Raw genomic sequence first — 21604 nt, 5'->3', positions numbered from 1 at the left:
CGGTAACGAGGCTAAGCGATTTTATGAGTTATTGGCTTGACCAGCCATTAATGTAATAATCATCCATATTAGGATAACGCGTGAGCAAACGACAGCGCGATGACAGATTGAAATAGCAATCGCCCGTATCAGAGACTTGAATATCCCATCCCAAATAGTGCGCAGCCACTATGATATGCCCTGCAAACAGACGTATTTGACGGTATTGATGCCGCTGCATAGGTGCAAGCGACAGCTGGCTGAGCAAGTAACTGCGCACATAATTGCAGATTTGTTCAACGCTATAGCTTTGGTTGACGCTTTTGCGCGTCGTGCACTGTTTTAGAGCGTGAACTGCTACGCTACAGGCCATGACATCTGTTGCCAAGTTGCCCGCACCCATTTCAAACTGCTGCGGCTGCAAAATCACTTGCCAATCCTCAGCGTATAAACTGTTCAATAATTCGTCGGGATCGTACTGATTGTTTGTACTTTTATGATGTTGTAAGACTTTTTTATCTGGTGATTGAAGGCTTTTTGATGCTGATAAAGGCTTATCATCTGCTATAAAACCATAGCGATTCAATTTAGGATAACGACTCATTGTTCGCCTAATATCTGCCATATCGAGCAAAACCATGTGCTCAAGCGAGGATAATAGTGGCTGCTCACTGTAATTATGATAAAAGCTGTCAGGTAGCGCGATAAGCTCAGCCGCTTCAAGCAGGGCTAAATGCTCAGCGAGCGCCTCAGAACCAATGAGTCGCCACTTAGATAGTGCCCTCTCGTTTGGCACAAAAAACCGTACAGATTTACCGTATAGACGGCGTAATTGGCTATTAATCTGGCGCGTGGGCTCTGGAATATCGTTAAGCGGACGCGCAGGATCGAGCGGCGTTTGCTTGGGATCAAAATTAGGATGCACGATTGCAGGTTGCTCGCTATCTGGTAAGGAGGATTTCTCAGCGCTATCTTCAAGGCCCTCACCTAACTCTGACAATAAGAGGTTAGATAAGTGATTGTCAGACATAAATGGCTGGGTCATAACGTCTCCACAGACTTAAAATAAAATTAACTACTATAAAACTAACTACTACCAGTAAACACTTAGGGCGTGTTGAACATTCAACCATGGCACTGCTGATCGCTAAAATGGTTCCAGACACGGCGCAAGTTAAAGATAATGTCTAGACCTTAGCTTGACTTGCAACACAGTATGGGGCAATTTTAGCATCAGCCTGAAAGGACAGGACTCTTTTTTGCCGCTCCTTTGATAAAAATAGACGCTTAGAATAACTAAACTTACTATTTTTATCTTTGAATCGACTAAAAAATAGTCTCTGTCAGTGCGTATTTGTGAATGTTCAATACGCCCTAAAATCTTTTATTATTGCAACCCTTCATGATGCAAAATATCACGGTAGCCTACCTGCCAATCAGGATAATCAAGCCATGCTAACGGAATGTTGCTATGTAGGCGCTTCCCCGTAACTGCCGTTTTACTCTTATCGATAGCAGGCGGTGTCTCCCCTACTTGCTCACTTAGCCAAACGCTTAATTCAAACGTCGTCACGGGTCTATAGTCAGTCGCAATATACAGCGGCTTTGGCGCATCACAAGTCAATACCTTGGTAATAATAGTCACCAGATCGCGATCCATAATGCGATTACTCCAGTGCTGCGCTGCTACTGATTCTTTTTGTGGCTCGCGCACTTTACGCAGTCGCATAAGCCGCTCGCGTCCATAGATACCGCTTGGGCGAATGATAATGGCGCGAGCATCAAAGCCTTGTTGCAATACTTGTTCTGCTTGCAAAATAACCTTTGAGGCATCGCGCTCAGGCGTAATCGGCGCGGTCGTGTCATCCACCCATTCGCCATTATCTTGTCCATAAACGCCTGTTGAGGAGATAAAAACTATGCGCGAAAGCTTATGCAGTTGATCCGCTAAGCTTGCCAAGTGTCGATTAATCGCCAAATAGCTACCCTCATAACCGCTGGTAGAATACTCATCAGGGGTTACGATAATGGCAATATGAGTAAAATCTTGCAACTGCTCAGCGCTAAGTGTCAACGCATCGGTTTGCATAAACTTTGCATTGTCGTCCAAATCATAGCGCTCACGTTCACTGCGAGCAAGGCCAGTGACTGATAATCCATCATAAGCGAGCTTATTGGTTACAGGCAGTCCGATATCGCCTTGACCGATGATCAGTATATGTGGCGTACTCATAATGAATCCTTTGATTTCACACTTACAATAAAAACAGAGTTATCTACTTTAACAATAAACGCTAAAAATACCGTCTGTATGCCAGTTTGATATCGTCATTAGCATCGACGCGATCTTGCCAGTCATAACTGGCGTCAAGTCGTAATGCTTGGGTGCGGTCAATATCATATTGCATCCCTAGCGTCGTTATCGGTTGCCAATAGTGACCTTTAGTATCAGGCGCGCTCGTGTCGCCATGATACCAATAAGGTAGCTCTAGTTGTGCCTGCGCACGTAACTGATTGTTAATCTGATAATGACAGCCAGCGTTCACGCCTGCGCCAACCCGAAAACCTTTATTCAGACCACGTCCGCCCTGAGCGGTTCCTGATAACAAAGCATAGCACAGCTGCGGCGGCATCTCGCCAGTACCTGATCTTGGGGTGCCAAACGCCCATGACCAGCCTGTCTCGTAGCCGACATTGCCCACTAGATGATCGCGCCCTTCAACTTGTGAGCCATCATCAACGCGCGTCGCCTCAACGTTGACGCCCCACGTTTTGCCCCTTTGTGCACTGTTGACTGGGTTAAACGAGCGTCCGCGCAGGATTGTGATATTCTCTAGCACCACATTATCAGGCTCATTGTCGTTACTGTCCGTATCGTAAAAACGCACGGTAGCAGCTAGGGCTTCTAAATTAAAAAACTGCGAAAATCCCATGGTGCGATCTAGCATGTCATGAAAGCCTGCGCGCACGCCAACATCGATATAGCCGTTGTCACCGCGCTGACCGATACCTATTTGAGCCATTTGGAAGGGATGGCGATCTGTGGGGTTATTATTTGAGGCAACAATGCCATGATCTACGATGGTTTTGCCATCTGCTGATATGCTCGATGCCGCATTGCGCTCGGCGGATTTGATCGCTTGCGCATCGTTTTTACTTAATGATATATAACCAAGTTCGGCCGCTGCTTTGGCTTTGTTCAGCTCAGCCTGACGCACGGTACTATCAGATGGCGTAAAACGGGCATCTGATAGTAAGTCCTCATTGTTTAACAGTTGTACCACATCAGAGGGAATGACCACGTAAGGCAATTGACTAAGCAGGTTTTGCTGAGGGCGCACCACATCAATTAAACGCAGAATCTCAGAGGCGCAGTTATCGGTAGTAAAATAATAAGGAATATCTAAATCTTTGGTCTCCCAAACGTGCAAGATAATCTGCTGTACTTCAACAGGCGTCAAATCAAGCTGATAAGTCCACGCATCGCGCTCATCGTCCTTGAGATACTTAGCTAGCTTTTCGTGATAAGGGTCAATCTCAATTCTGTTATTGTAACCGCCACTCGTTGATTTGATAGCGTAAATGGCAAAAGCATCGTCAGGGTCGCCATCGACGGTATCGTTTAGCGCATAAGCATGATGTATTAGGTTAGGATTTGCCGCGCTTATTGGCGAGTCGATACGCAGCAAGGTATGAGCAAAAGCGGAAATCGGATTATCGAGATACTCTTCAGCAAACATAATTGATAGCTGTTCGGGGTTTAGCATTTTCATCCAAGAGCCAAGCTCTGGGCAGTCCGCTTGCAAGCGCGCACCGTCAATGCCTAGAGTATCTGTGAGCCACTGCGTACGTGCAGGAAAACGGCAAACCGCTGCGTTATTGCTAGAGTTTGAGGGTTGAGACAATGTGGTTTTTGGTGCTGTCATTTGATTAGCAAATGCGATAAGCATCGCATCAAGTTCAGCGCCAGCATCAGATTGTCCATTGGCACTCAAAAAGAAATCTGGATTATCGATCAGGCTCTCAGGCGCGCCTTTATTCAATGTCGATTTTTTGTCATCTAAAAAATATAGTAGTCGTCGCCACGTTGTATGCTCAGCTAAATTATCCGCCTCAACTTGTTTGCGCCACTTAGACAATAGCTGCTGGGCTTGTGGCGTATTTGCTGCATCAAGTGATGCTAAGTTAGGCGTTGCTAAATCAAGCGATGCTGAGTTAGGCGCTAAGGCACCTGTCGTTACCAATGACAAGGGCGTTGGCAGGACCGCTTGCGCAGGCGCACAGAGTAGACTGGCAATAGTCAGGGGTAAAAGTGCTCGCAGGCTTACGCCTTTTGACGGAGTCTTTTTTGCAGCATGACACTTAGTTATAGCAGTTGAATAAAAGGACATAAGGCAGCATCTCGCGTTTTTGCGCTAATAGCTAGCAAGCAATTTGAGGTTATAGAGAAATGTGAATAAAATCTGTTGGCTTAAAGCTTACATTAGCGCCGTAATAATATTTCAATACGCTGCATAATATTGTATATGATATACCAGATTTAAAAGCACTGTTTGTTATCGTGTTTTTAGTCGTTAAATAATTGAGAGCATCATGTCTACATCTATTACAAAAATCAAAGATCATCGTTTATTGTCAGCCACTTGGCTTGCCTCGCCCAATTTCAACGAGCGTCCCAAGGGCAAAGACGGTAGCATGAGTATTGACACTATCGTCATCCACAATATCAGCTTACCACCTGATGAGTTTGGTGGCTGCGATAGTGATGGTCTGCACTACGTCAAAGCCCTATTTACCAACCAACTTGACTGGAGTGCGCATCCGTACTTTAAAAGTATCGAAGGCGCAGAAGTATCCGCGCACCTGCTGATAGAGCGCGATGGCAGGGTCACCCAATTTGTCCCCTTTGATAAGCGCGCGTGGCATGCAGGCAAGTCCAGCTATTTGGGACGACCTGAATGCAATGATTATAGCATTGGTATTGAGCTTGAAGGCTCAGATTTTCAGGCCTTTACTGATGAGCAATATATCGCCCTTACCGATATTATCACTGCCATTTATCACGCGTATCCTAAAACGCGTCGACATCTAACGGGTCATAGCGATATCGCACCAGGACGCAAGAGTGATCCGGGTGAGTATTTTGACTGGGTGCGCTTGCGTCAGATGATCAATCAAAACAGCGAGCGATAAAGAGCACTCTGCATTCCACAAGCAATTCATTTATCTATGTTATGAAAATGCTATAATCCGTCAGTTTTTTGGCAATCTGTTTTTGATTTTTGACAATAGCAACTGGGCAGAATAATCCTCATGGCAAAAAGTCGCTTGTTTCGTTCGACCATGGTGGTCAGTAGCATGACCATGTTATCGCGTATATTAGGTTTGGTGCGCGATATCGTACTCTTAGGAGTCTTTGGCGCAGGCGGTCTAATGGATGCCTTTTTGGTCGCCTTTAAAATACCGAACTTTTTGCGCCGTCTATTCGCTGAAGGCGCCTTTAGTCAGGCTTTTGTCCCAGTATTATCCGAGTACAAAGAAAAATATAATCTTCAGCAAGTACAGATTTTGGTTAGCCGTACCTCAGGCGCGTTATTGCTGATTTTGTCGATGTTGACCGTGGTCGTGATTTTGCTGGCGCCATGGGTCGTGACTTTGTTCGCGCCAGGATTTGCCGATCAGCCTGATAAGTTCGCGATTACCGCAGAATTATTACGCCTCACCTTCCCTTATCTGTTATTTATATCCATGACCGCTTTTGCTAGTGGCATTTTGCAAAGCTATGGACGTTTTGCCGCGCCAGCTTTTGCGCCCGTATTATTAAACCTATGTATGATAGGCGCCGCCCTTATCTTTGCACCGATGTTTGATACGCCAATCATGGCGCTCGGTTACGCCGTCGCTATCGCAGGTCTATTACAGTTTTTGATTCAACTGCCGCAGCTATGGCAACAAAAACTATTGGTCGCGCCCAAAGTTGACTTTGGGCATGAAGGCGTCAAGCGCATATTGAAATTAATGCTTCCTGCTATCTTTGGCGTCTCTGTCACTCAGATTAACCTGCTACTAAATACGGTATTTGCCTCCTTGATGATTGGCGGCTCGGTCTCGTGGCTGTATGCCGCTGAGCGTATGAGTGAGCTACCGTTGGGTCTTATCGGCGTCGCCATTGGTACGGTTATTTTGCCAAGTTTGTCTAGAAGTGAGGCGCAAAAGGACGACATCACCTTTAAAAAGACCATAGATTGGGCTGCCAGATTGATCATCGTTGTCGGCTTGCCTGCTGCGGCCGCACTGTTTATTCTCTCAGACGTGCTGATGCAGGCGCTGTTTTTGCGCGGGGAATTTACCTTACGTGATTCGCAAATGAGCGGACTTGCATTGCGTAGTATGGCAGGCGGCATCTTAGGGTTTATGCTGATAAAAATATTTGCGCCCGCGTTTTTTGCCCGTCAAGATATCAAGACCCCAGTGCGCATCGGTATCGTTTCAGTCTTTGCCAATATGATATTTAGTGCTTTATTTATCGGTATTTTTTATCTATTAGAGATTCCATTGCATGGCGGGCTAGCTTTAGCCACCACAGGGGCCGCTTTTGTCAACGCAGGCTTGCTCTATTACTTCTTGCAAAAACGCGATATCTTTCGTTTTGATAGCCACTGGAAAAAGCTTTTTTCGCAGTTTATCGTCTCAACGGTAGCTATGATTGCCGCCCTCTATATCATGCTCCCCTACTTTCCAACGGATTCTGCGCAGTGGCAGCGAATCGTGGCGCTACTTATCATGTGTGTGGTCGGTGCTTTGGTTTATGCAATTGTACTGCTCGCTACCGGCTTTCGCCCGCGTCAGCTCAAGCATGGCTAGTTGTAGTTGTAATTGATTAAAGCCTTAAACAGCCGCTTTACCAAATAGGCACAAGGTGAAATCAATCACTGACTGCTAATTGTGATGATAGTTGCCATAATTGGTTTTAAATGAAGTGAAAGATTTGAGGTGTGCAATGAAGTCAAATATAGCCAAATTCGTAAAACTGCAGCGACTACCCTACACACTTATGTTAAGTAGTAGTCTTATTTTGAGTGCCTGTAGTAATAGTGATCCTGATAATATAGCGATCGACGCTGATGATGTACCTGTCGTGGTTGATGATGCTGTGACTACTGATACCGCTGTATTAGAAGACAACGCATTAGGCGATATGGCTACTGCTAGCGATCAAACAAGCATGCCAAGTCCTAGTGCTATTCCCGCTCCGCCTTTAGCTGATCAGCCAAGTATAGTCACCAACATGACTGAGCCCAATAGTCCAGAAGATACGGTCAAGCAAGCGCTCAATACTCTATACTATGGTGATGTTGAGGACGCGGTAGGATACTATCAGGTGGATATGGCAAACTTTGAACAAGAGCTTGCCAATACCCAAAGCGCGTTTCAGCAAACTGTAGATAGCGTGACTATTACAGATACTCAGTACAGTGAAGACGACACTGTGGCTACTATCGAAGGTGAGCTAATGATTAAGGGTCAAAGCGAGCCTGCGCCGCTCACTTATCAGCTCAAAAAAGTGAACGGTCAATGGAAAATTTTGGGCTAAATACAGCGCCGAGTATTGAACTAATAAATTAGATTTTGCGAGCGTTATCAGGATCAATAGCTATACCTAGCATAACGACATCAGCGATAAACCCGTCCATATCACAAACCTTTGGCATATAGCCCCACTGCTCAAAGCCAAGCTTTTTGAACAAACCAAGACTTGGCAGGTTATGAGCAAAGATAAGCGCAACAACGTTTGCAATGCCGAGGCTGGGTGCTTGCGCGAGCATATAGCGCGTAAGCTTACTGCCCAGACCTTGCCTGTGATAGTCTTTGTGCAGATAGATACTAATCTCACTACTAATATGATAAGCGGTGCGCGCGTACAAATCACTAAAGCTACCCCAAGCGACAATCAATGACTTGGTTTCGCTACTATCCCCTTGAAGACTTTTACTAATGGCGCGAACCACATATATGGGGCGTGTTCGACTATCAAGATGCTCGGCAAACCAAGAGGCGCGCTCAGTAGTCGTTACTGGCGCTAGATTTGCAGTCGCCTGTTTACCTGCAATGCTTTGATTATAAATATCCAAAACATCAGGCAAATCATGCAAGCTGGCACGTTCTACGGTGAATTTATCATCAAACGTTTTATTACTATCAATGAGCATAACGGTTCTCATATAATCTGCTGGAATATCTGGTTTTGAGTGTGAGCGCGCTTATTTTACTTTATAATGACAAGCCTTGAACATACCTAGCGCCCTAGCCTTGTGCTTTTTAATGAATTCCTTTTATGTTAGCGATAGCTACAGCGATAAATAACTGTCTATGAAAACCTACTTTCTTGAGCAACTGATTGCACCGCCCTATAGAGCTGATGACCAAGTTATCACTACCAAACTTGACGCTTGTGTATTGACCATAGGTAATTTTGATGGGGTACACTTGGGTCATCAAGCGATGCTGGCTCAAGTACGCGCGTTAGCCGATGCAGAGCACCTAAGCGCTGCGGTTATGATATTTGAGCCGCAGCCGCGTGAGTTTTTTGCGCCTAAGTCTGCGCCTGCACGTTTGACGACGCTGACTGAAAAACAAGTTTTGCTCGCTGAGTACGGTGTTGACACTTTAATCGTTGCCAACTTTGATAGTGATTTTCGAGCTTTATCTGCCACCGCCTTTGCTGATCTATTAGCCAAGCGACTTAATGTCAAAGCGCTAGTACTCGGTGATGACTCACGTTTTGGACATGATCGCACAGGTGATAGTCAGTTTTTGCGTGATTATGGGTTGCCCGTGACCAATCTACACACGATTGCTGACGACATTGATGAGACAGCTAGCCGGCGTATCAGTTCAACGCGTATCCGTGAGCTACTGCTAGCAGGTGATATTGAGGCGGCGAATCAATTATTGGGCCGAGACTATACCATTACAGGTGAGGTCGTGGGCGGCGATCAGATTGGTCGTACTATGAGTTTTCCAACAGCCAATATTGAGCTATCACGCCTAAAACCCGCTTTGCATGGTATCTTGGCCGTCGATGTGGTTTGTCTCGATGACAAAGGCAATATTGTACCCAATGGCTTGAGCAAACTGGCGGTCGATGAGCAGGTAGGAGTCGCCGGCATGCGCGCGCATAGCTTATTTGGTACCGCAAATGTCGGTACTAGGCCTTCTGTCGATAAAGGTGATAATTGGCGCTTAGAGGTGCACTTTCCGCAGTTTAAAGCCGACTTATATGGCAAGACATTACAAGTGCGTTTTTTGCATTTTTTGCATGGTGAAAAAGATTACGAGGGTATCGAGGCGTTAAAGGCAGGTATTCATCAAGATGTTGCTGATTTATTAAAGTGGCGACAAGCCCAATTGATATAACGCAGAGCCTACGGCATAAAAAACCCACTAACATAAAGGTAGTGGGTTTTTTATGCCGTAAAGATTAAGCATCTGGATGCATACGCACGTTTAAATCATCAATGACTTCGACCCAAGCGGCGTCTTTTTTCCATTCTTCTTGTAAAAATGCCCGCTGAGAGTCACTCCAAACATCCGCTTTAATAAGCTCTTCTTCTTTTGCTAGTTGATTGTTTTGGATAAAACTATCAATAGCTTCATCTGAGCTCTCAAGTCCTAATTGTGCAAATAAATCATTCATAGTGTAATCTGGTTCGCCTAACATCTGCTCTCTCCCTTTGTATGACTCAATAATATGACTCAATTATTTTTGTATTAGCCTAAAATTCTACTCTAAGCTTTTTTAGTTTGAAACTTTATTGTAGCAAGCTCTCGGCGAAAAACTGTAATGGCTCGTTAACACTTATGTTAATGCTAGTCAGCAAATAGATACTTGAGCATAAAAAAAACCCTCTGCTAGTGAGAGGGTTTTTGTATACTACCATAAGCTTATGGTAGTAGGTGTGATACCGCGTCACGCTCTTCGCTAAGCTCTTGCTCAGTTGCCGCCATTTTCTCTTTTGAGAAATCTGATGAGACGTCTAAACCTTCAACGATAGACCAGTCGCCATTTGTGCAAGTGCAAGGGAACGAGTAGATGAGACCTTCGGCAATGCCATACTCACCGTTTGAATATACACCCATAGAGACCCAATCGTTCTCATCTGTACCCATCGCCCAAGTACGCATATGAGCAATAGCCGCATTCGCAGCAGAAGCAGCAGAAGAGGCACCGCGAGCTTTAATGATTGCCGCGCCGCGTTGCTGTACGTTTGGAATATAAGTACCTTCGTACCAGTCGCGATCGACTAAATCAAGCACAGGCTTGCCATTTACGGTACAAGCGGTTAGATCTGGATACTGAGTTGATGAGTGGTTGCCCCAAATCGTCATCTTTTTGATGTCATTAACTGTGCTATCTGTTTGCTCAGCTAATTGTGCCATAGCACGATTATGATCTAGGCGCGTCATTGCGGTAAAGTTACGTGGATCTAAATCTGGTGCATTACGCTGAGCGATAACCGCATTGGTATTAGCAGGGTTGCCGACGACCAAGACTTTGACATCACGGCTAGCCACGTCATTTAATGCTTTGCCTTGTGCTGAGAAAATAGCCGCATTGGCTTCTAATAAATCTTTACGCTCCATGCCTGGGCCACGTGGACGCGCGCCTACTAGCAATGCATAATCGATGTCTTTGAAGGCAACTGTGGCATCATCAGTCTGTACGATATCGGCAAGTAATGGAAAAGCACAATCCTCTAGCTCCATGACCACACCCTTTAGCGCGTCAAGTGCTGGCGTAATCTCAAGCAATTGCAAGATAACAGGCTGATCTGGGCCTAGCATCTCACCTGATGCGATACGAAATAGCATGGCATAACTGATATTACCAGCAGCGCCAGTGACGGCAACACGAATAGGTTGTTTCATAGAATACTCCCTCATTGATTATAAAATATGGTCACGACAACTAATGAATGTCTCAAACGTGGGCTAGTGTAGCACTTCGCTCAATAAGACGTCTAGATAAGATAAGACAGGAGTTCAAAATTTTATTGTTACATTTTATACGCATGAACTAATTACCGCCTGAAATAATAAAATTACCGCCACAAGTGTTGATAGGATTGCTACATTTACTAAAACTGCTACCGGTGTAGCAGATATGAATGTCAGTTAAGATAGACTGGCGACGACTACCCTCTTGGCAGATTAGATCGATGTTTGATGAGCGCATACCTTTGTTCAAGCGCGTCATTTGCCGCAAAAAACGCGACTTTGAAACGGTATAACTGTTACCTGTGGTCAGCTCACTTGGCAGTTTTAGATCGCCTGCATAGTTGGTAATCAGGCGAAAATAGCTATTAGCGCTTATTGGCCCGCAAGCGCCATAGTGCTGCCAAGTCTGATTGCGCACCGTGGTGTCGGGCATGATGCGGTTGACGACTTTTAGTTGCAGTGGCGTCAAACGCGGTTCACTACTGCTGCCACAGCTAGCACCGTAACCTAAATTTAGACCTGATACCGTTAATGAATACCCCTCCAAACATTGACGCATACGTGCACGCGTTGGCTGGAGTTTGCATAGTGCTGGCGTCATCTCAATCATAAGTACGCGCTGACCTGACTGCGTCACGCTTGCAGCATTTACAGAAGTACTGATAGTTGCTTGAATTAATAAAACCCCAAGTATACTTATAGCGCTCTGACATAAGCGGTAACGTAAAGAATGAAGCGGACTTGATATAGAGACTTTTGAATTGCGCTTGGTTTTAGGATGCACACGCATCAAAGTAGATAACTGGTATCCACTTGAGAGTGTAGATGCGTTTAAATATTTTTTTATCATAGTTAATAGAGCAGTATCAGTAATTAGGTTGTCAGTCAGCGCTTAGACAATCTCACAACAAACATGGACGGAGACTAAATCAATGGTAGCAAAACGCTTTTTTTAATATATAGCACAAACGTAAACGACTCCTATCATCTAAAAAAATATGATAAATATCAAAACGATGTATCAAGCTTATAAAACAACCTGCTTACAATTTTTTGAAAATCCCCTTAACACCTTATCAAAGGGTTTTGGCGTATATATAGTGTTAAAAAGCCGCTGGCACTGTACCCATACGCTGAGTAATAGGCTGGGCGCGACCGAGTAGACTGCTATAGATAGTGGCGTTTTCCATCACATGCTTAACGTAATTGCGCGTCTCAGGAAAGGCAATGCTCTCAACGTACTGATCGGCAGCAAGCGAGCCATAAACAGGCTGCCAGCGCTTAGCGTTATTAGGGCCTGCGTTGTACCCTGCGGTTGCAAGGACGGGCTGGTAATTGAGTTTGCCCAAGATATCGCCCATGTACCACGTCCCGTAGCGAATATTGGTATCGCCACTGTTGGCGCGGCTAGCGCTATAAGTCTCGCCTAAATTGCGTGCAATGTACTTGGCGGTATCAGGCATGACCTGCATCAAACCACTAGCACCAACGTTGGAGCGTGCTGAGGTCACAAAACGGCTCTCTTGACGCATAATGCCGTAAGCCCACGCAGGATCAATGCCAGCCTCCCTGCTGTAACGTACAACGGCGCTTTGATGCGGCATCGGATGCGATAGCGCTACGCTACTCACTTGCTGAGTGTTGTCAGCAGCATAAATGGCACGATCCAGCCAGCCCATATCATGCGCTTGACGAGCCGCGGCTATGATTAGATTATCATCACGATTATCGCGTGCCTGTTTGACCGCCCAATTCCATTCGCGGTTAGCATACGCACGGCTAGCATCGGCGTTATAAAGCGCAAAGGCACGAGCAAAGTTGGGTTCTTGCATCACGCGCGTACGGTCGCTACTACTAACATTTGGCAAACTGCTACCACCTAGGCGCGTAATATCAAAACGCTGACCGACCTTATCTTTTGCCATCAGACCGTAATACTCATTACTACTTGCAAGGTTTTGGTACATCTGTTTGGCAAGAGCGCGTTTGCCCGCGTCGCTTGATTGCTCATACGCACGCGCCAGCCAATACTGCCACTGCTCAGACTTTTGCGTCTCGCTATCCATGCGTGAGATAGCGGCAATGACATCATCCCAGCGACTAAAGCGAATAGCTGCCATCGCATAGTCTTCGGCTTCTTCAAAGTTAAAATCATCATCTAAGCTATTGCGGAACCAATCTACCGCCTCACTATTAAAGCCATCATCGGTATTGTGATTCATACGCTTGACACCGATGATACGGTAAGCATAGCGGCGCGTGTCATCATTCAGGAGCTTTGAGGCGCGCTGATTATCTTGTTTGACATCAAACTCTAATTGCATAGCCGCTTCGCGATAAGACTTATCAGCCAGACGGCCTAGAGCATATAGATAGAGATACTGATTAGTTTGGCTTGCAGACTCGCGACCAAAACGACCAAAGAAAGCGGAGGGATTGAGCTGAATTTCACTCAATGATGAGTACGGAATAGGCGTACCAAGGCGCGATGACAGCGCCATAATATCACCAGTCTTGCCAACACGTAGCATACGTTTGAGACGCGCCGCGCGATCCTGATTGCTAATTAGCGCGTTATTATTCATCTCCATCGCCAGCTGATCGCACAGTGCTGGCTGCTTTTTGGTGGTCAGCCACACGTCGGATTTGGCCGCCATGGCGCGCATAGTATCGCCACCATTATTAAACCCAAGCGCTACCGCGCAGCGCTCAGAACTATCAGCATTGGTAATTAGGTTGGCCACTTGTCGCACAGACGCGTAGTCATTGGAGCCCGCCTTGGTCTCTGCATAGTCCGCAACCAGCTTTTCTGCCATGACCGTATCTGGATATTGACGGACGAACTGTGATATTGCTGCAGAACTTTGCGAATTTAGGTCTAGATTCATGCGCCAATAAGTGGGATACATGGCAAAGATGCCACCGCTCATCATTTGCTCATAATTGTAGAGTGCGCTGGTATCGCCGCGATTTTCTGCTTGCGCCGCTGCATTGAAGTAATCAATGCTGTTGTCAGGTCTATAAGCATCCGTTTGATAATTGCCGCTTGATTGCATACTATCGCCCTCGCCCCAAGTCAGCTCAGCACAAGCCACCTGCGATAGCCCCAGCGCACTCATTGCCGTCGCTATGCTTAGCACGCTAAATCGTAGCGAGCCGGTCTCTAGACATTTAGAGATTGCAGTTATTAGTTTTTTGTTGTTAGACTTTTTTTGGTGCATAGGGCGGTTTGGCTTTGTCATACTGGCTCTCTATATTGGGTCTGCATCAAATGGTATCTGCACAAATGCAGGGGTGGCGATTGGGTTTCGCTCAGATTCAGGTTTTCATCATACTATAGTCAAAGCACTTTCAACCACAGCCTTTACCTTTTGTTAATAAATAGGACAGTGGCGCGTAACACAGCTGTGATAATAAGTGTAAATGAATGAAGCTATCGACGACAATAGCGCTAAGCGATTGATACTGCTATAAATAGCTTATTATTATAGTCACTGTATATGCTTGCTTACTTTTCACTTTGATAGTGGGTTGTGATAAAATACGCCGTCTATTGTTTTGGTAGACTCTTAGAATCGGCTACCTCGCTATATTTTGCGCAATCATGGACTTTTCCTTATGAGTGTTACTGTATTTAATCCCCGTATCAATGACGTCGCGGCCAAATCCACCCTTTTGGTTGCAGATGATGAGTCAAGCTCAGTTGCAGCACCTGTAACGACTGATGGGAATAAAGGCGTGAGCAAAAAGGTATTCATCGCCACTCAAGGCTGTCAGATGAATGTCTATGATTCTGACAAAATGCTTGATGTACTTGGCGACTCACATGGTATGGAAGTTACTCATAATATTGATGACGCCGACGTGCTCCTGATGAATACCTGCTCTATTCGCGAAAAAGCGCAAGAAAAGGTGTTCTCAGAGCTTGGACGCTGGCGCAAACTCAAAGAAAAACGTCCCGATTTGGTCATTGGTGTTGGCGGCTGCGTGGCCTCACAAGAGGGCGATAATATCCAAAAGCGTGCGCCATATGTCGATATGGTATTTGGCCCGCAAACCTTGCATCGCCTGCCAGAGCTGTACGATCAATCCAACGAGCAGCGTGATATCGCTCCCAAAAATCGTATTGGAACGATAGATATCTCCTTTCCCAGTATTGAGAAGTTTGACTTTTTGCCTGAGCCAAAAGTTGATGGCTACAAGGCCTTTGTCTCCATTATGGAGGGCTGCTCAAAGTATTGCTCATTTTGCGTGGTGCCATATACGCGCGGCGAAGAGCTATCACGCCCACTTGATGATGTACTAGCAGAAATCGACAGCTTAGCTGAGCAAGGCGTGCGTGAGATCAATCTATTAGGTCAAAACGTCAACGGCTATCGCGGCGAAAAAGACGATGGCAGTATTTGCCGCTTCGCAGAACTGTTGCACTACGTCTCACATGTTGATGGTGTGGAGCGTATTCGTTACACCACTAGCCACCCGTTAGAATTCACCGATGACATTATCGATGCTTACGCGCAGTTGCCAGAGCTGGTCTCACATTTGCATTTGCCAGTACAAAGCGGTTCAAACGCTATACTTGCCGCGATGAAGCGTAACCATACCATTGATGTTTATATTAATCAGATCAATAAGCTTAAAGCTGTGCGTCCCGATATTCATCTGTCTAGCGACTTTATTATCGGCTTCCCTGGCGAGAGCGATCAGGATTTTCAGGATACGCTCAATCTTGCTAAAGAGCTCAACTTTGATCATTCGTACAGCTTTATTTATTCTAAGCGTCCGGGCACGCCAGCGGCAGAGCTACCTGATGATGTGAGCTTTAGCACTAAAAAAGCGCGCTTGGCAGAATTTCAAAAGGTCATAATCGACTCGACGCTCGCCAAGTCCCATGAAATGGTCGGAACGACGACTCGCGTACTCGTTGAGCAAGTTGCCAATCGTCATCCTGACTGCTTAATCGGTACGGCGGATAACACCCGTACGGTAATGTTTAAATATGATGTCGATAAAATGGACGAGCTACTCGGTAAAATCGTTAGCGTAAGAGTAACTGATTTTGTCAGCCCGCATATGGTTAAAGGTGAGCTGGTTGAAGTTTTGGCTTAGGTTAATCTGGTTTGTATTGTAGGGTGCTTTTTAAGCACCAGTTAAACTTAACGGTGCGTAGAACGCACCCTACGACGGTTCATCGTTAAGTTAAAATTTAGATATGTAGGTTGGTGTGGAGCTTGCAACACCCAACGGTTTAAATAAGAAAAGCCGTTTGCTATTCAATAGTGAACGGCTTTTTTGCGAGTAAGCATGAGTCCTTTTATGAGTGATGTCTTTTAGACCACAAAAGGACTAGCCACTTCAATCAATAAAGCCAGAGCAATCAAAATGAATATTACCCCGCAAATACGATTGAGCCAAGCCAAGCGATTGCCAACCTCAAGCCAGCCTGCCAACTGCTTACCGCCGATGGTATAGATAATTTGCCAAATCGTTTCGCTCAAAAAGAAGCCTAATGTTAGCAAGATATATTGCGACCAGAGCGGCGCTGCAAAATCGATAAATTTTGGAAAAAAGGCGGCAAAGAATAAAATCGCTTTAGGATTAGATAGCGACACCCAGACGCCAATACGAAACAGACGCCAATCACTGACACCCCTCTTTTGCGTGCTCGCTATATCAGCGCTCATCTGTTTTGCGTCTGCTACCAAGCCATCACTTTCGCCCGTATCGCGCCATGTGACGGCCCCTAAATAGATGAGATACAGCGCCCCGATGATTTTGATAATATCAAGCAGCCAAGGCGACTGACGGCTGATGACATCGAGTCCCAGTAAGGTTGAGAGCAGCAGGATAAATAAGCCCAGACTTAACCCTGCTAGCGTCCAAAGGGTGCGCTTAACGCCATAGTTCAGCCCATACTGAAACGCCAGTAGCATATTGGGGCCTGGCGTCGCTGAGATAAAAAACGTGGTGATAAAAAATACGCTAAATAGATGCCAAGACATCAGTAACCCCTACGTTTGAATTAAAATACAAATTCAATATTTAGTCTGTAAAACGACAAAACACCGCCCATAAGACGGTGTGTATTGTGCTTAACTTTTTTAGATTTTAGCTTATGAGATGGCAGTACAGCTGTCTAATAACTTCATTAAGAACCTATCACAGCGCGCAATTTCGCTAAGCTCAACGAACTCGTCAGCTTTATGCGCCTGCTCAATGCTACCTGGGCCGCAAATAATCGTTGGAATACCGCTATTGGTGAACTGCCCGCCTTCGGTCGCATAAGCGACTTTATGACGGGTATCATCACCCGTGAGCGCGGCGATTAGCGCTTGTAGCTCGCCATTATCACTATCGGTCATTGCCGGCACGCCCTCTTTTTGTGTCAACTCTATACCCGTACTCACATCGCGCTCCTGCATTTGCGCACTCAGCTCAGCTATTTTTGCTTTGATAGGCGCAATCACGTCCTCTTGGGTCATGTGCGGCAAGTTGCGATAGTCAAAAGTAAACTCGCATAGATTCGGTACAATGTTAGTTGCCGTACCGCCCTTTATCGTGCCAACGGATAAGGTAGAATATGGCACATCAAATACAGGGTCATTATCATCACGATGGCTTATCTGCTCTGCTAATTCATCAACATAGCCAACCAAACGGCTGGCATAGCTGATCGCATTGACGCCTTGATTGGTTAAGGAAGAATGCGCCGACTTGCCATGCACGCGGCAACGATAGACGGCGATGCCCTTATGCGCTGTCACCATCGTCATCAGAGTTGGCTCACCGACGATACAATAATCAGGCGTGATGCCGCGCGTCTTTAGATCCGCTAAGATCAGCGGCGCGCCCAAACAGCCCACTTCTTCATCAAAGGATAGCGCCAGATGCAGCGGACGTTTAAGCTGACCTGCATTCGATAATTTTACTGCTTTTGGCAATAACGCTAAGCTGCAGGCGATAAAGCCTTTCATATCGCACGACCCGCGACCATAAAGCTTATCGCCGCGAATGACCGCTTTAAACGGATCAGACGTCCAATCCTGACCATCGACGGGCACGACATCAGTATGACCTGAGAGCACAAGACCGCCATCGACAATATCAGCCAGCTTGCCTGCGGGCACAGTGACAAATAGATTGGCTTTGTTCTTAGCTTCATTAAAAGTCAAATCGACGCTTAAGCCTAGCTGCTTGCAGTATCCTTGTACATCTTCTATCAGTGCCAAGTTTGAGTGCCGACTAACGGTGTCAAAGCCAATCAAACGGCTAAGCCAATCCAAACTTTGTACAGGATATACAGTACTAGAATACTGAGTACTATTTTCTTGAGTACTGCTTTCTTGGGTACTAGGATCTTGAGTTACGGACATAAGACATCCTTATTTATATAAAATTAGCCTTGTTTAACGAAGCGCTGTTGCAAGGATTTGATCTCATCATCTAGGCCTGCTACTGGCCCTTCAATTGCAATGTCAGGCGCAATTTCTGTGATGGACAAGGTGTTTATAGACAGAGGCGACTCTACGCCCATATCCGCCATCCACTCGCCCAATTGCTTAGCTGAGCTGATATAGACGATACGCCCAAGGCCTGCTAGTCCGTGCGCCGCTGAGCACATCGCGCAGTGCTCGCCTGAGGTGTAAACGGTAGCTGTTGCTCGCGCAGTCTCACTCATATTTCGCGCCGCCCAGCGTGCAAGCGCAATCTCAGGATGGTAGGTGGCATCAACGCTGTTGATACGATTACGATCCTCTTGCAGCACTTGCCCATCACTATCAACGAGCACGCTACCAAAGGGCGCATCGCCTGCTTCTAGTGCCTCTGATGCCAACTCAACGCAGCGGCGCAGATGTATTTTATCCTGATCACTTATCATCATGACTCCTTGTCTTTAGCGTTATCACTATTATTTATGATGGATTATCTTGATTCATAATATCGATAACAGGCGGCATGGGCTTCGCGCGTTTTTCTTCAGCTTGACGCTCTTTGGTCGTCTTTGCATCAATAGCCAATCCTGATATCAGCGCCAAATCTTTGACCGCTTTGCGCTTACGCGTGGCAAAGCTGATGGGCACCATACGAGCGAACTCATAAAGCTCTAAATAGGACTCCTCACCGCCGTCAAACTCATCATCCATCTCTAAGCGAATCGCCCCAATTTTTGCCAGATAAGTGAGCATCTCGTTTTCATCGCTACTGATCTGACAATCAGTGATACCAAAACCAGTCATAAAGCCATTTGACCACTGTTTCAAAGCCATTACGCGCTCGTACAAATCGTGTTCGTCATCAGGTACTAGCGGCGTAAAGCCGTAGGCATCGTCTTTGTCTTTGAGTACAAATACCGTGTCCTCGGCTTCCTCAGTCAGTAGTGTCAGCGCCTCAGTAGGCAACGGCGCAAAGCTTAACTCCTCAAGGACACTAGCCCAACCTGCGGCGTCGGGCGCATAGCAAGCAGTCATAAGACCTGTCATCAACCCATGCAGCTCGCTGATAGTCACATCACTCCAGTCTTCAATGGCAGCAGACCAGGTGTTCCATCCTGAAATATTATCATTCATAAACAATCCTATTATAAAAAGTGAGCAAAACGGCTCACAGATTTTGCGGTATGGTAAGGGAGGCAATTACTTTGTTGATATAGATATTATGCGGTCACCTATGGCATTATTAAACCTAGTAGTAAAGGCAGCTACCCAAATTCACTTGCAGACGTCACTTAAGGATAACAACGGACTATGTATGACCAACTTAAAATACTAGAAAAAATGGTACTCGATATCAAAAAACAGTACCAAACTGTCAGTCACGAGCTTGCCCGTCTCAAACAGCAGCCCACTGCTGATCCAAAAGAGTTGTCAGCGCTCAAAACCAAGCTTGATAATAGTGATAAAGAACGTGATAGCACCAAAAAACAGCTGGTTGATTTTGATAAGCGCTATCAAAGCTTAGCTGAAGCGCATCATATGATTGGCGAAGAGCAAGACAAACTACAAACTCAAATCAAAACCTTAGAGCAGCAAAACAGCGATCTTAAGCAAAGCAATCAAGAGCTACAACAGCAAAACGAGAAACTGCAAAAGCAAAATAGCGACTTGCAAGAAAAGAATCAACTGGCAGCTGAGCGCACGCAAGTGGTCTTAAAGCGGTTGACCCTTATTGATCAAACAGAGAGCTGATAGCGTCATTTTAATGCGAAAGAATATTGACGATATGAGCTAACCGCCCTTAAAGGTTTTTAAGTCGAGCGCTTACCCACCTATTTCTATCACCACATTTTGTAGGATTTATTATGACTAACGCCCAATCTGATGTAGCAAAAACCAAGACGGATCAAGAGCTCCAAAAGTCAGACACGACTAAAAATGACGATCTAAAAACGCAACACTCTAGCACCAGTGCGCCAAAAATAGAGTCAACAGACAAGCTAATGCCGTCATCACAAGCACCATCGCAGCACTCTAAACCGCAGCAGCCCGCTCCTAAAGAGCCGCAAATAAAAAAGGTAGATATCGCTATTGCTGGCAATAAATACCCAATCTATTGCCCAGTACATGAAGAAGAAGAGCTGCGTGCGGCAGTATCTTATATTAATAACTACGCGCTAGATCTTAAAGCTGAAGCGCCTAATCTAAGTCAAGAAAACTTACTCGTTCTATGCTGTTTGAACTTGTACGAAAAGATAAACACTAACAATAAAGTCAATGACGCGCGTCATGACGAGGATAAAAAAGCAGAAGGCTTACTAAACAAAATTATAAAAGACGCGCAGTCGGTATTGTAAGCTTTTAAAAACTAAACATTAGCAATACGTCTTGCCCGCATGGAAGTCCGCTTGATGCTCATAATTACAAAAAAATAGCTCGCCTGTTTTATCCAATTGAACAGCACTCGTTGCCGTAGCGTTTGCCTCATGATTGATAACTGGTGAGGCATGCTCAACGACGCCGCGATATTCAGCCAAGCTATGACCACAAAAGTTGCATATACGCGGGGTTGTGACATCACCCTCTTTTGGCATCATGCTTTTGGGCGCGCGCGGATACATAAACTTATAAAAGCCCCACATGCTAACCCAAATGATTATAAAAATAACGACAGCAGCGAACACAGCAATGCTCCTTTGATTGATCACAGATAAATATAAGATAGAGTCTACGTAAATAATCGCTATAGCACTATCGTTATACTGTTAATAAAAAACTGGCTTTATAGGCCAGTTTTTTATTGATTATGAACTATCGCCGCACGCTTAGAGTTGTAACTCACTGATATCCGCCACCGTCAAGAACAGCGCGCGCACTTGCTTAAGTAGGGCTAGCCGGTTGGCTTTGAGCGCAGTATCTTCGCTATTGACCATCACCTTATCAAAGAACTGAGTAAGCGGCGCGTCTAAACGCGCGAGCGTTTGCAGTACTTGCGTATAATCTGCAGTTTTAAGAAGCGGTGCGACATCGTTTTGCGCGTGCTGCAGTGCTTGATATAACTCTTGTTCGGCGGTCTCACTGAGCAGCTTCTCATCGGCACTATCTGATACATCGCTCTCAGACTTGGCCAAAATATTTGCCACGCGCTTGTTAGATTCTGCAAGCATACCCGCTTGAGGCAGCTCACTAAAAGC

At 45.7% G+C, this 21604-nt stretch carries 21 protein-coding genes; 7 read left to right on the top strand and 14 right to left on the bottom strand.

Annotation, left to right across the window (positions count from 1 at the left end):
• Positions 1-28: 28 nt before the first annotated feature.
• The 3 genes from ACTXGO_RS02615 to ACTXGO_RS02605 form a co-directional block, all read right to left on the bottom strand.
• On the bottom strand, positions 29-1024 hold the full coding sequence (locus ACTXGO_RS02615; protein WP_443573300.1) for a hypothetical protein: 996 nt from the start codon (positions 1022-1024) through the stop codon (positions 29-31).
• 342 nt (positions 1025-1366) lie between these two features.
• Positions 1367-2212: an SDR family oxidoreductase gene (locus ACTXGO_RS02610; RefSeq protein ID WP_443573299.1), complete on the bottom strand. Its 846-nt coding sequence runs from the start codon at positions 2210-2212 to the stop codon at positions 1367-1369.
• Positions 2213-2273: 61 nt separating this feature from the next.
• Positions 2274-4370, bottom strand: a complete 2097-nt coding sequence (locus ACTXGO_RS02605) for an Lnb N-terminal periplasmic domain-containing protein (RefSeq protein WP_443573298.1) — start codon at positions 4368-4370, stop codon at positions 2274-2276.
• Between the two features lie 202 nt (positions 4371-4572).
• On the opposite strand from ACTXGO_RS02605, the gene ampD reads away from it, so the two are divergent.
• The 3 genes from ampD (at position 4573) to ACTXGO_RS02590 (ending at position 7573) form a co-directional block, all read left to right on the top strand.
• Entirely contained in the window at positions 4573-5172 is a 600-nt protein-coding gene (gene ampD / locus ACTXGO_RS02600; RefSeq protein ID WP_443573297.1) for a 1,6-anhydro-N-acetylmuramyl-L-alanine amidase AmpD, read from the top strand.
• A 120-nt stretch (positions 5173-5292) separates the two neighbouring features.
• Positions 5293-6843, top strand: coding sequence for a murein biosynthesis integral membrane protein MurJ (gene murJ, locus ACTXGO_RS02595; protein ID WP_443542950.1), 1551 nt, complete (start codon positions 5293-5295; stop codon positions 6841-6843).
• Positions 6844-6979: 136 nt separating this feature from the next.
• The gene (locus tag ACTXGO_RS02590; RefSeq protein WP_443560298.1) at positions 6980-7573 is read left to right on the top strand and encodes a nuclear transport factor 2 family protein; all 594 of its coding nucleotides are present in this window, start codon (positions 6980-6982) and stop codon (positions 7571-7573) included.
• A gap of 28 nt (positions 7574-7601) precedes the next feature.
• On the opposite strand, the gene ACTXGO_RS02585 is transcribed toward ACTXGO_RS02590, so the two are convergent.
• Positions 7602-8201, bottom strand: coding sequence for a GNAT family N-acetyltransferase (locus ACTXGO_RS02585; RefSeq protein ID WP_443542953.1), 600 nt, complete (start codon positions 8199-8201; stop codon positions 7602-7604).
• Positions 8202-8349: 148 nt separating this feature from the next.
• On the opposite strand from ACTXGO_RS02585, the gene ribF reads away from it, so the two are divergent.
• A complete protein-coding gene (gene ribF, locus ACTXGO_RS02580) occupies positions 8350-9396 on the top strand; it encodes a riboflavin biosynthesis protein RibF (protein WP_443573296.1) in 1047 nt (348 codons plus the stop codon).
• Between the two features lie 64 nt (positions 9397-9460).
• Here ribF and ACTXGO_RS02575 read toward each other — a convergent pair whose 3' ends face one another.
• The 4 genes from ACTXGO_RS02575 to ACTXGO_RS02560 all read right to left on the bottom strand — a co-directional run bounded on the left by ACTXGO_RS02575 (position 9461) and on the right by ACTXGO_RS02560 (position 14096).
• Positions 9461-9700, bottom strand: coding sequence for a DUF2789 family protein (locus ACTXGO_RS02575; RefSeq protein ID WP_317199129.1), 240 nt, complete (start codon positions 9698-9700; stop codon positions 9461-9463).
• Positions 9701-9924: 224 nt separating this feature from the next.
• Complete coding sequence (locus ACTXGO_RS02570; protein ID WP_443573295.1) at positions 9925-10908, bottom strand: malate dehydrogenase; 984 nt, start codon at positions 10906-10908, stop codon at positions 9925-9927.
• Positions 10909-11056: 148 nt separating this feature from the next.
• Positions 11057-11614, bottom strand: a complete 558-nt coding sequence (locus ACTXGO_RS02565) for a T2 family ribonuclease (protein ID WP_443560300.1) — start codon at positions 11612-11614, stop codon at positions 11057-11059.
• Between the two features lie 466 nt (positions 11615-12080).
• On the bottom strand, positions 12081-14096 hold the full coding sequence (locus ACTXGO_RS02560) for a lytic transglycosylase domain-containing protein (protein ID WP_443542980.1): 2016 nt from the start codon (positions 14094-14096) through the stop codon (positions 12081-12083).
• 499 nt (positions 14097-14595) lie between these two features.
• Here ACTXGO_RS02560 and miaB point away from each other — a divergent pair, with 499 nt between their 5' ends.
• Positions 14596-16086 carry a tRNA (N6-isopentenyl adenosine(37)-C2)-methylthiotransferase MiaB gene (gene miaB / locus ACTXGO_RS02555; RefSeq protein WP_443573294.1) on the top strand — a complete coding sequence of 497 codons (1491 nt, stop codon included), beginning with the start codon at positions 14596-14598 and terminating at the stop codon, positions 16084-16086.
• 221 nt (positions 16087-16307) lie between these two features.
• Here the strand turns inward: miaB and ACTXGO_RS02550 are convergent, their stop codons facing one another.
• The 4 genes from ACTXGO_RS02550 to ACTXGO_RS02535 form a co-directional block, all read right to left on the bottom strand.
• Complete coding sequence (locus ACTXGO_RS02550; protein ID WP_443573293.1) at positions 16308-16979, bottom strand: LysE family translocator; 672 nt, start codon at positions 16977-16979, stop codon at positions 16308-16310.
• Positions 16980-17090: 111 nt separating this feature from the next.
• Positions 17091-18350, bottom strand: coding sequence for an acetylornithine deacetylase (gene argE / locus ACTXGO_RS02545; RefSeq protein ID WP_443573292.1), 1260 nt, complete (start codon positions 18348-18350; stop codon positions 17091-17093).
• 23 nt (positions 18351-18373) lie between these two features.
• The gene (locus ACTXGO_RS02540; protein WP_443573291.1) at positions 18374-18859 is read right to left on the bottom strand and encodes a nucleoside deaminase; all 486 of its coding nucleotides are present in this window, start codon (positions 18857-18859) and stop codon (positions 18374-18376) included.
• A 31-nt stretch (positions 18860-18890) separates the two neighbouring features.
• The gene (locus tag ACTXGO_RS02535; RefSeq protein WP_443542967.1) at positions 18891-19544 is read right to left on the bottom strand and encodes a UPF0149 family protein; all 654 of its coding nucleotides are present in this window, start codon (positions 19542-19544) and stop codon (positions 18891-18893) included.
• A gap of 177 nt (positions 19545-19721) precedes the next feature.
• On the opposite strand from ACTXGO_RS02535, the gene ACTXGO_RS02530 reads away from it, so the two are divergent.
• The gene (locus ACTXGO_RS02530; RefSeq protein WP_443542968.1) at positions 19722-20162 is read left to right on the top strand and encodes a hypothetical protein; all 441 of its coding nucleotides are present in this window, start codon (positions 19722-19724) and stop codon (positions 20160-20162) included.
• 113 nt (positions 20163-20275) lie between these two features.
• On the top strand, positions 20276-20767 hold the full coding sequence (locus ACTXGO_RS02525; protein WP_443542970.1) for a cell division protein ZapA: 492 nt from the start codon (positions 20276-20278) through the stop codon (positions 20765-20767).
• An 18-nt stretch (positions 20768-20785) separates the two neighbouring features.
• Here the strand turns inward: ACTXGO_RS02525 and ACTXGO_RS02520 are convergent, their stop codons facing one another.
• Positions 20786-21094 (bottom strand): hypothetical protein, encoded by a 309-nt coding sequence (locus ACTXGO_RS02520; RefSeq protein ID WP_443573290.1) that lies wholly within the window; start codon positions 21092-21094, stop codon positions 20786-20788.
• A 141-nt stretch (positions 21095-21235) separates the two neighbouring features.
• The coding region (locus ACTXGO_RS02515) for a DALR anticodon-binding domain-containing protein (RefSeq protein WP_443573289.1) at positions 21236-21604 on the bottom strand (369 nt) is incomplete at its 5' end.

The organism is Psychrobacter sp. T6-1 (assembly GCF_052258445.1).
Note: the sequence above shows the minus strand (reverse complement) of the source record. Positions and strands in the feature narration are given on the sequence as shown.

Excerpts from the sequence above, each read along its gene's own strand:
- argE (WP_443573292.1), bottom strand. The coding sequence starts at position 18,350 with ATGTCCGTAACTCAAGATCCTAGTACCCAAGAAAGCAGTACTCAAGAA.
- ACTXGO_RS02570 (WP_443573295.1), bottom strand. The coding sequence starts at position 10,908 with ATGAAACAACCTATTCGTGTTGCCGTCACTGGCGCTGCTGGTAATATC.
- ACTXGO_RS02585 (WP_443542953.1), bottom strand. The coding sequence starts at position 8,201 with ATGAGAACCGTTATGCTCATTGATAGTAATAAAACGTTTGATGATAAA.
- ACTXGO_RS02590 (WP_443560298.1), top strand. The coding sequence starts at position 6,980 with ATGAAGTCAAATATAGCCAAATTCGTAAAACTGCAGCGACTACCCTAC.
- ACTXGO_RS02575 (WP_317199129.1), bottom strand. The coding sequence starts at position 9,700 with ATGTTAGGCGAACCAGATTACACTATGAATGATTTATTTGCACAATTA.
- ACTXGO_RS02525 (WP_443542970.1), top strand. The coding sequence starts at position 20,276 with ATGACTAACGCCCAATCTGATGTAGCAAAAACCAAGACGGATCAAGAG.
- ribF (WP_443573296.1), top strand. The coding sequence starts at position 8,350 with ATGAAAACCTACTTTCTTGAGCAACTGATTGCACCGCCCTATAGAGCT.
- ACTXGO_RS02560 (WP_443542980.1), bottom strand. The coding sequence starts at position 14,096 with ATGAGTGCGCTGGGGCTATCGCAGGTGGCTTGTGCTGAGCTGACTTGG.
- murJ (WP_443542950.1), top strand. The coding sequence starts at position 5,293 with ATGGCAAAAAGTCGCTTGTTTCGTTCGACCATGGTGGTCAGTAGCATG.
- miaB (WP_443573294.1), top strand. The coding sequence starts at position 14,596 with ATGAGTGTTACTGTATTTAATCCCCGTATCAATGACGTCGCGGCCAAA.
- ACTXGO_RS02610 (WP_443573299.1), bottom strand. The coding sequence starts at position 2,212 with ATGAGTACGCCACATATACTGATCATCGGTCAAGGCGATATCGGACTG.
- ACTXGO_RS02550 (WP_443573293.1), bottom strand. The coding sequence starts at position 16,979 with ATGTCTTGGCATCTATTTAGCGTATTTTTTATCACCACGTTTTTTATC.
- ACTXGO_RS02530 (WP_443542968.1), top strand. The coding sequence starts at position 19,722 with ATGTATGACCAACTTAAAATACTAGAAAAAATGGTACTCGATATCAAA.
- ACTXGO_RS02615 (WP_443573300.1), bottom strand. The coding sequence starts at position 1,024 with ATGACCCAGCCATTTATGTCTGACAATCACTTATCTAACCTCTTATTG.
- ACTXGO_RS02605 (WP_443573298.1), bottom strand. The coding sequence starts at position 4,370 with ATGTCCTTTTATTCAACTGCTATAACTAAGTGTCATGCTGCAAAAAAG.
- ampD (WP_443573297.1), top strand. The coding sequence starts at position 4,573 with ATGTCTACATCTATTACAAAAATCAAAGATCATCGTTTATTGTCAGCC.
- ACTXGO_RS02540 (WP_443573291.1), bottom strand. The coding sequence starts at position 18,859 with ATGATGATAAGTGATCAGGATAAAATACATCTGCGCCGCTGCGTTGAG.
- ACTXGO_RS02535 (WP_443542967.1), bottom strand. The coding sequence starts at position 19,544 with ATGAATGATAATATTTCAGGATGGAACACCTGGTCTGCTGCCATTGAA.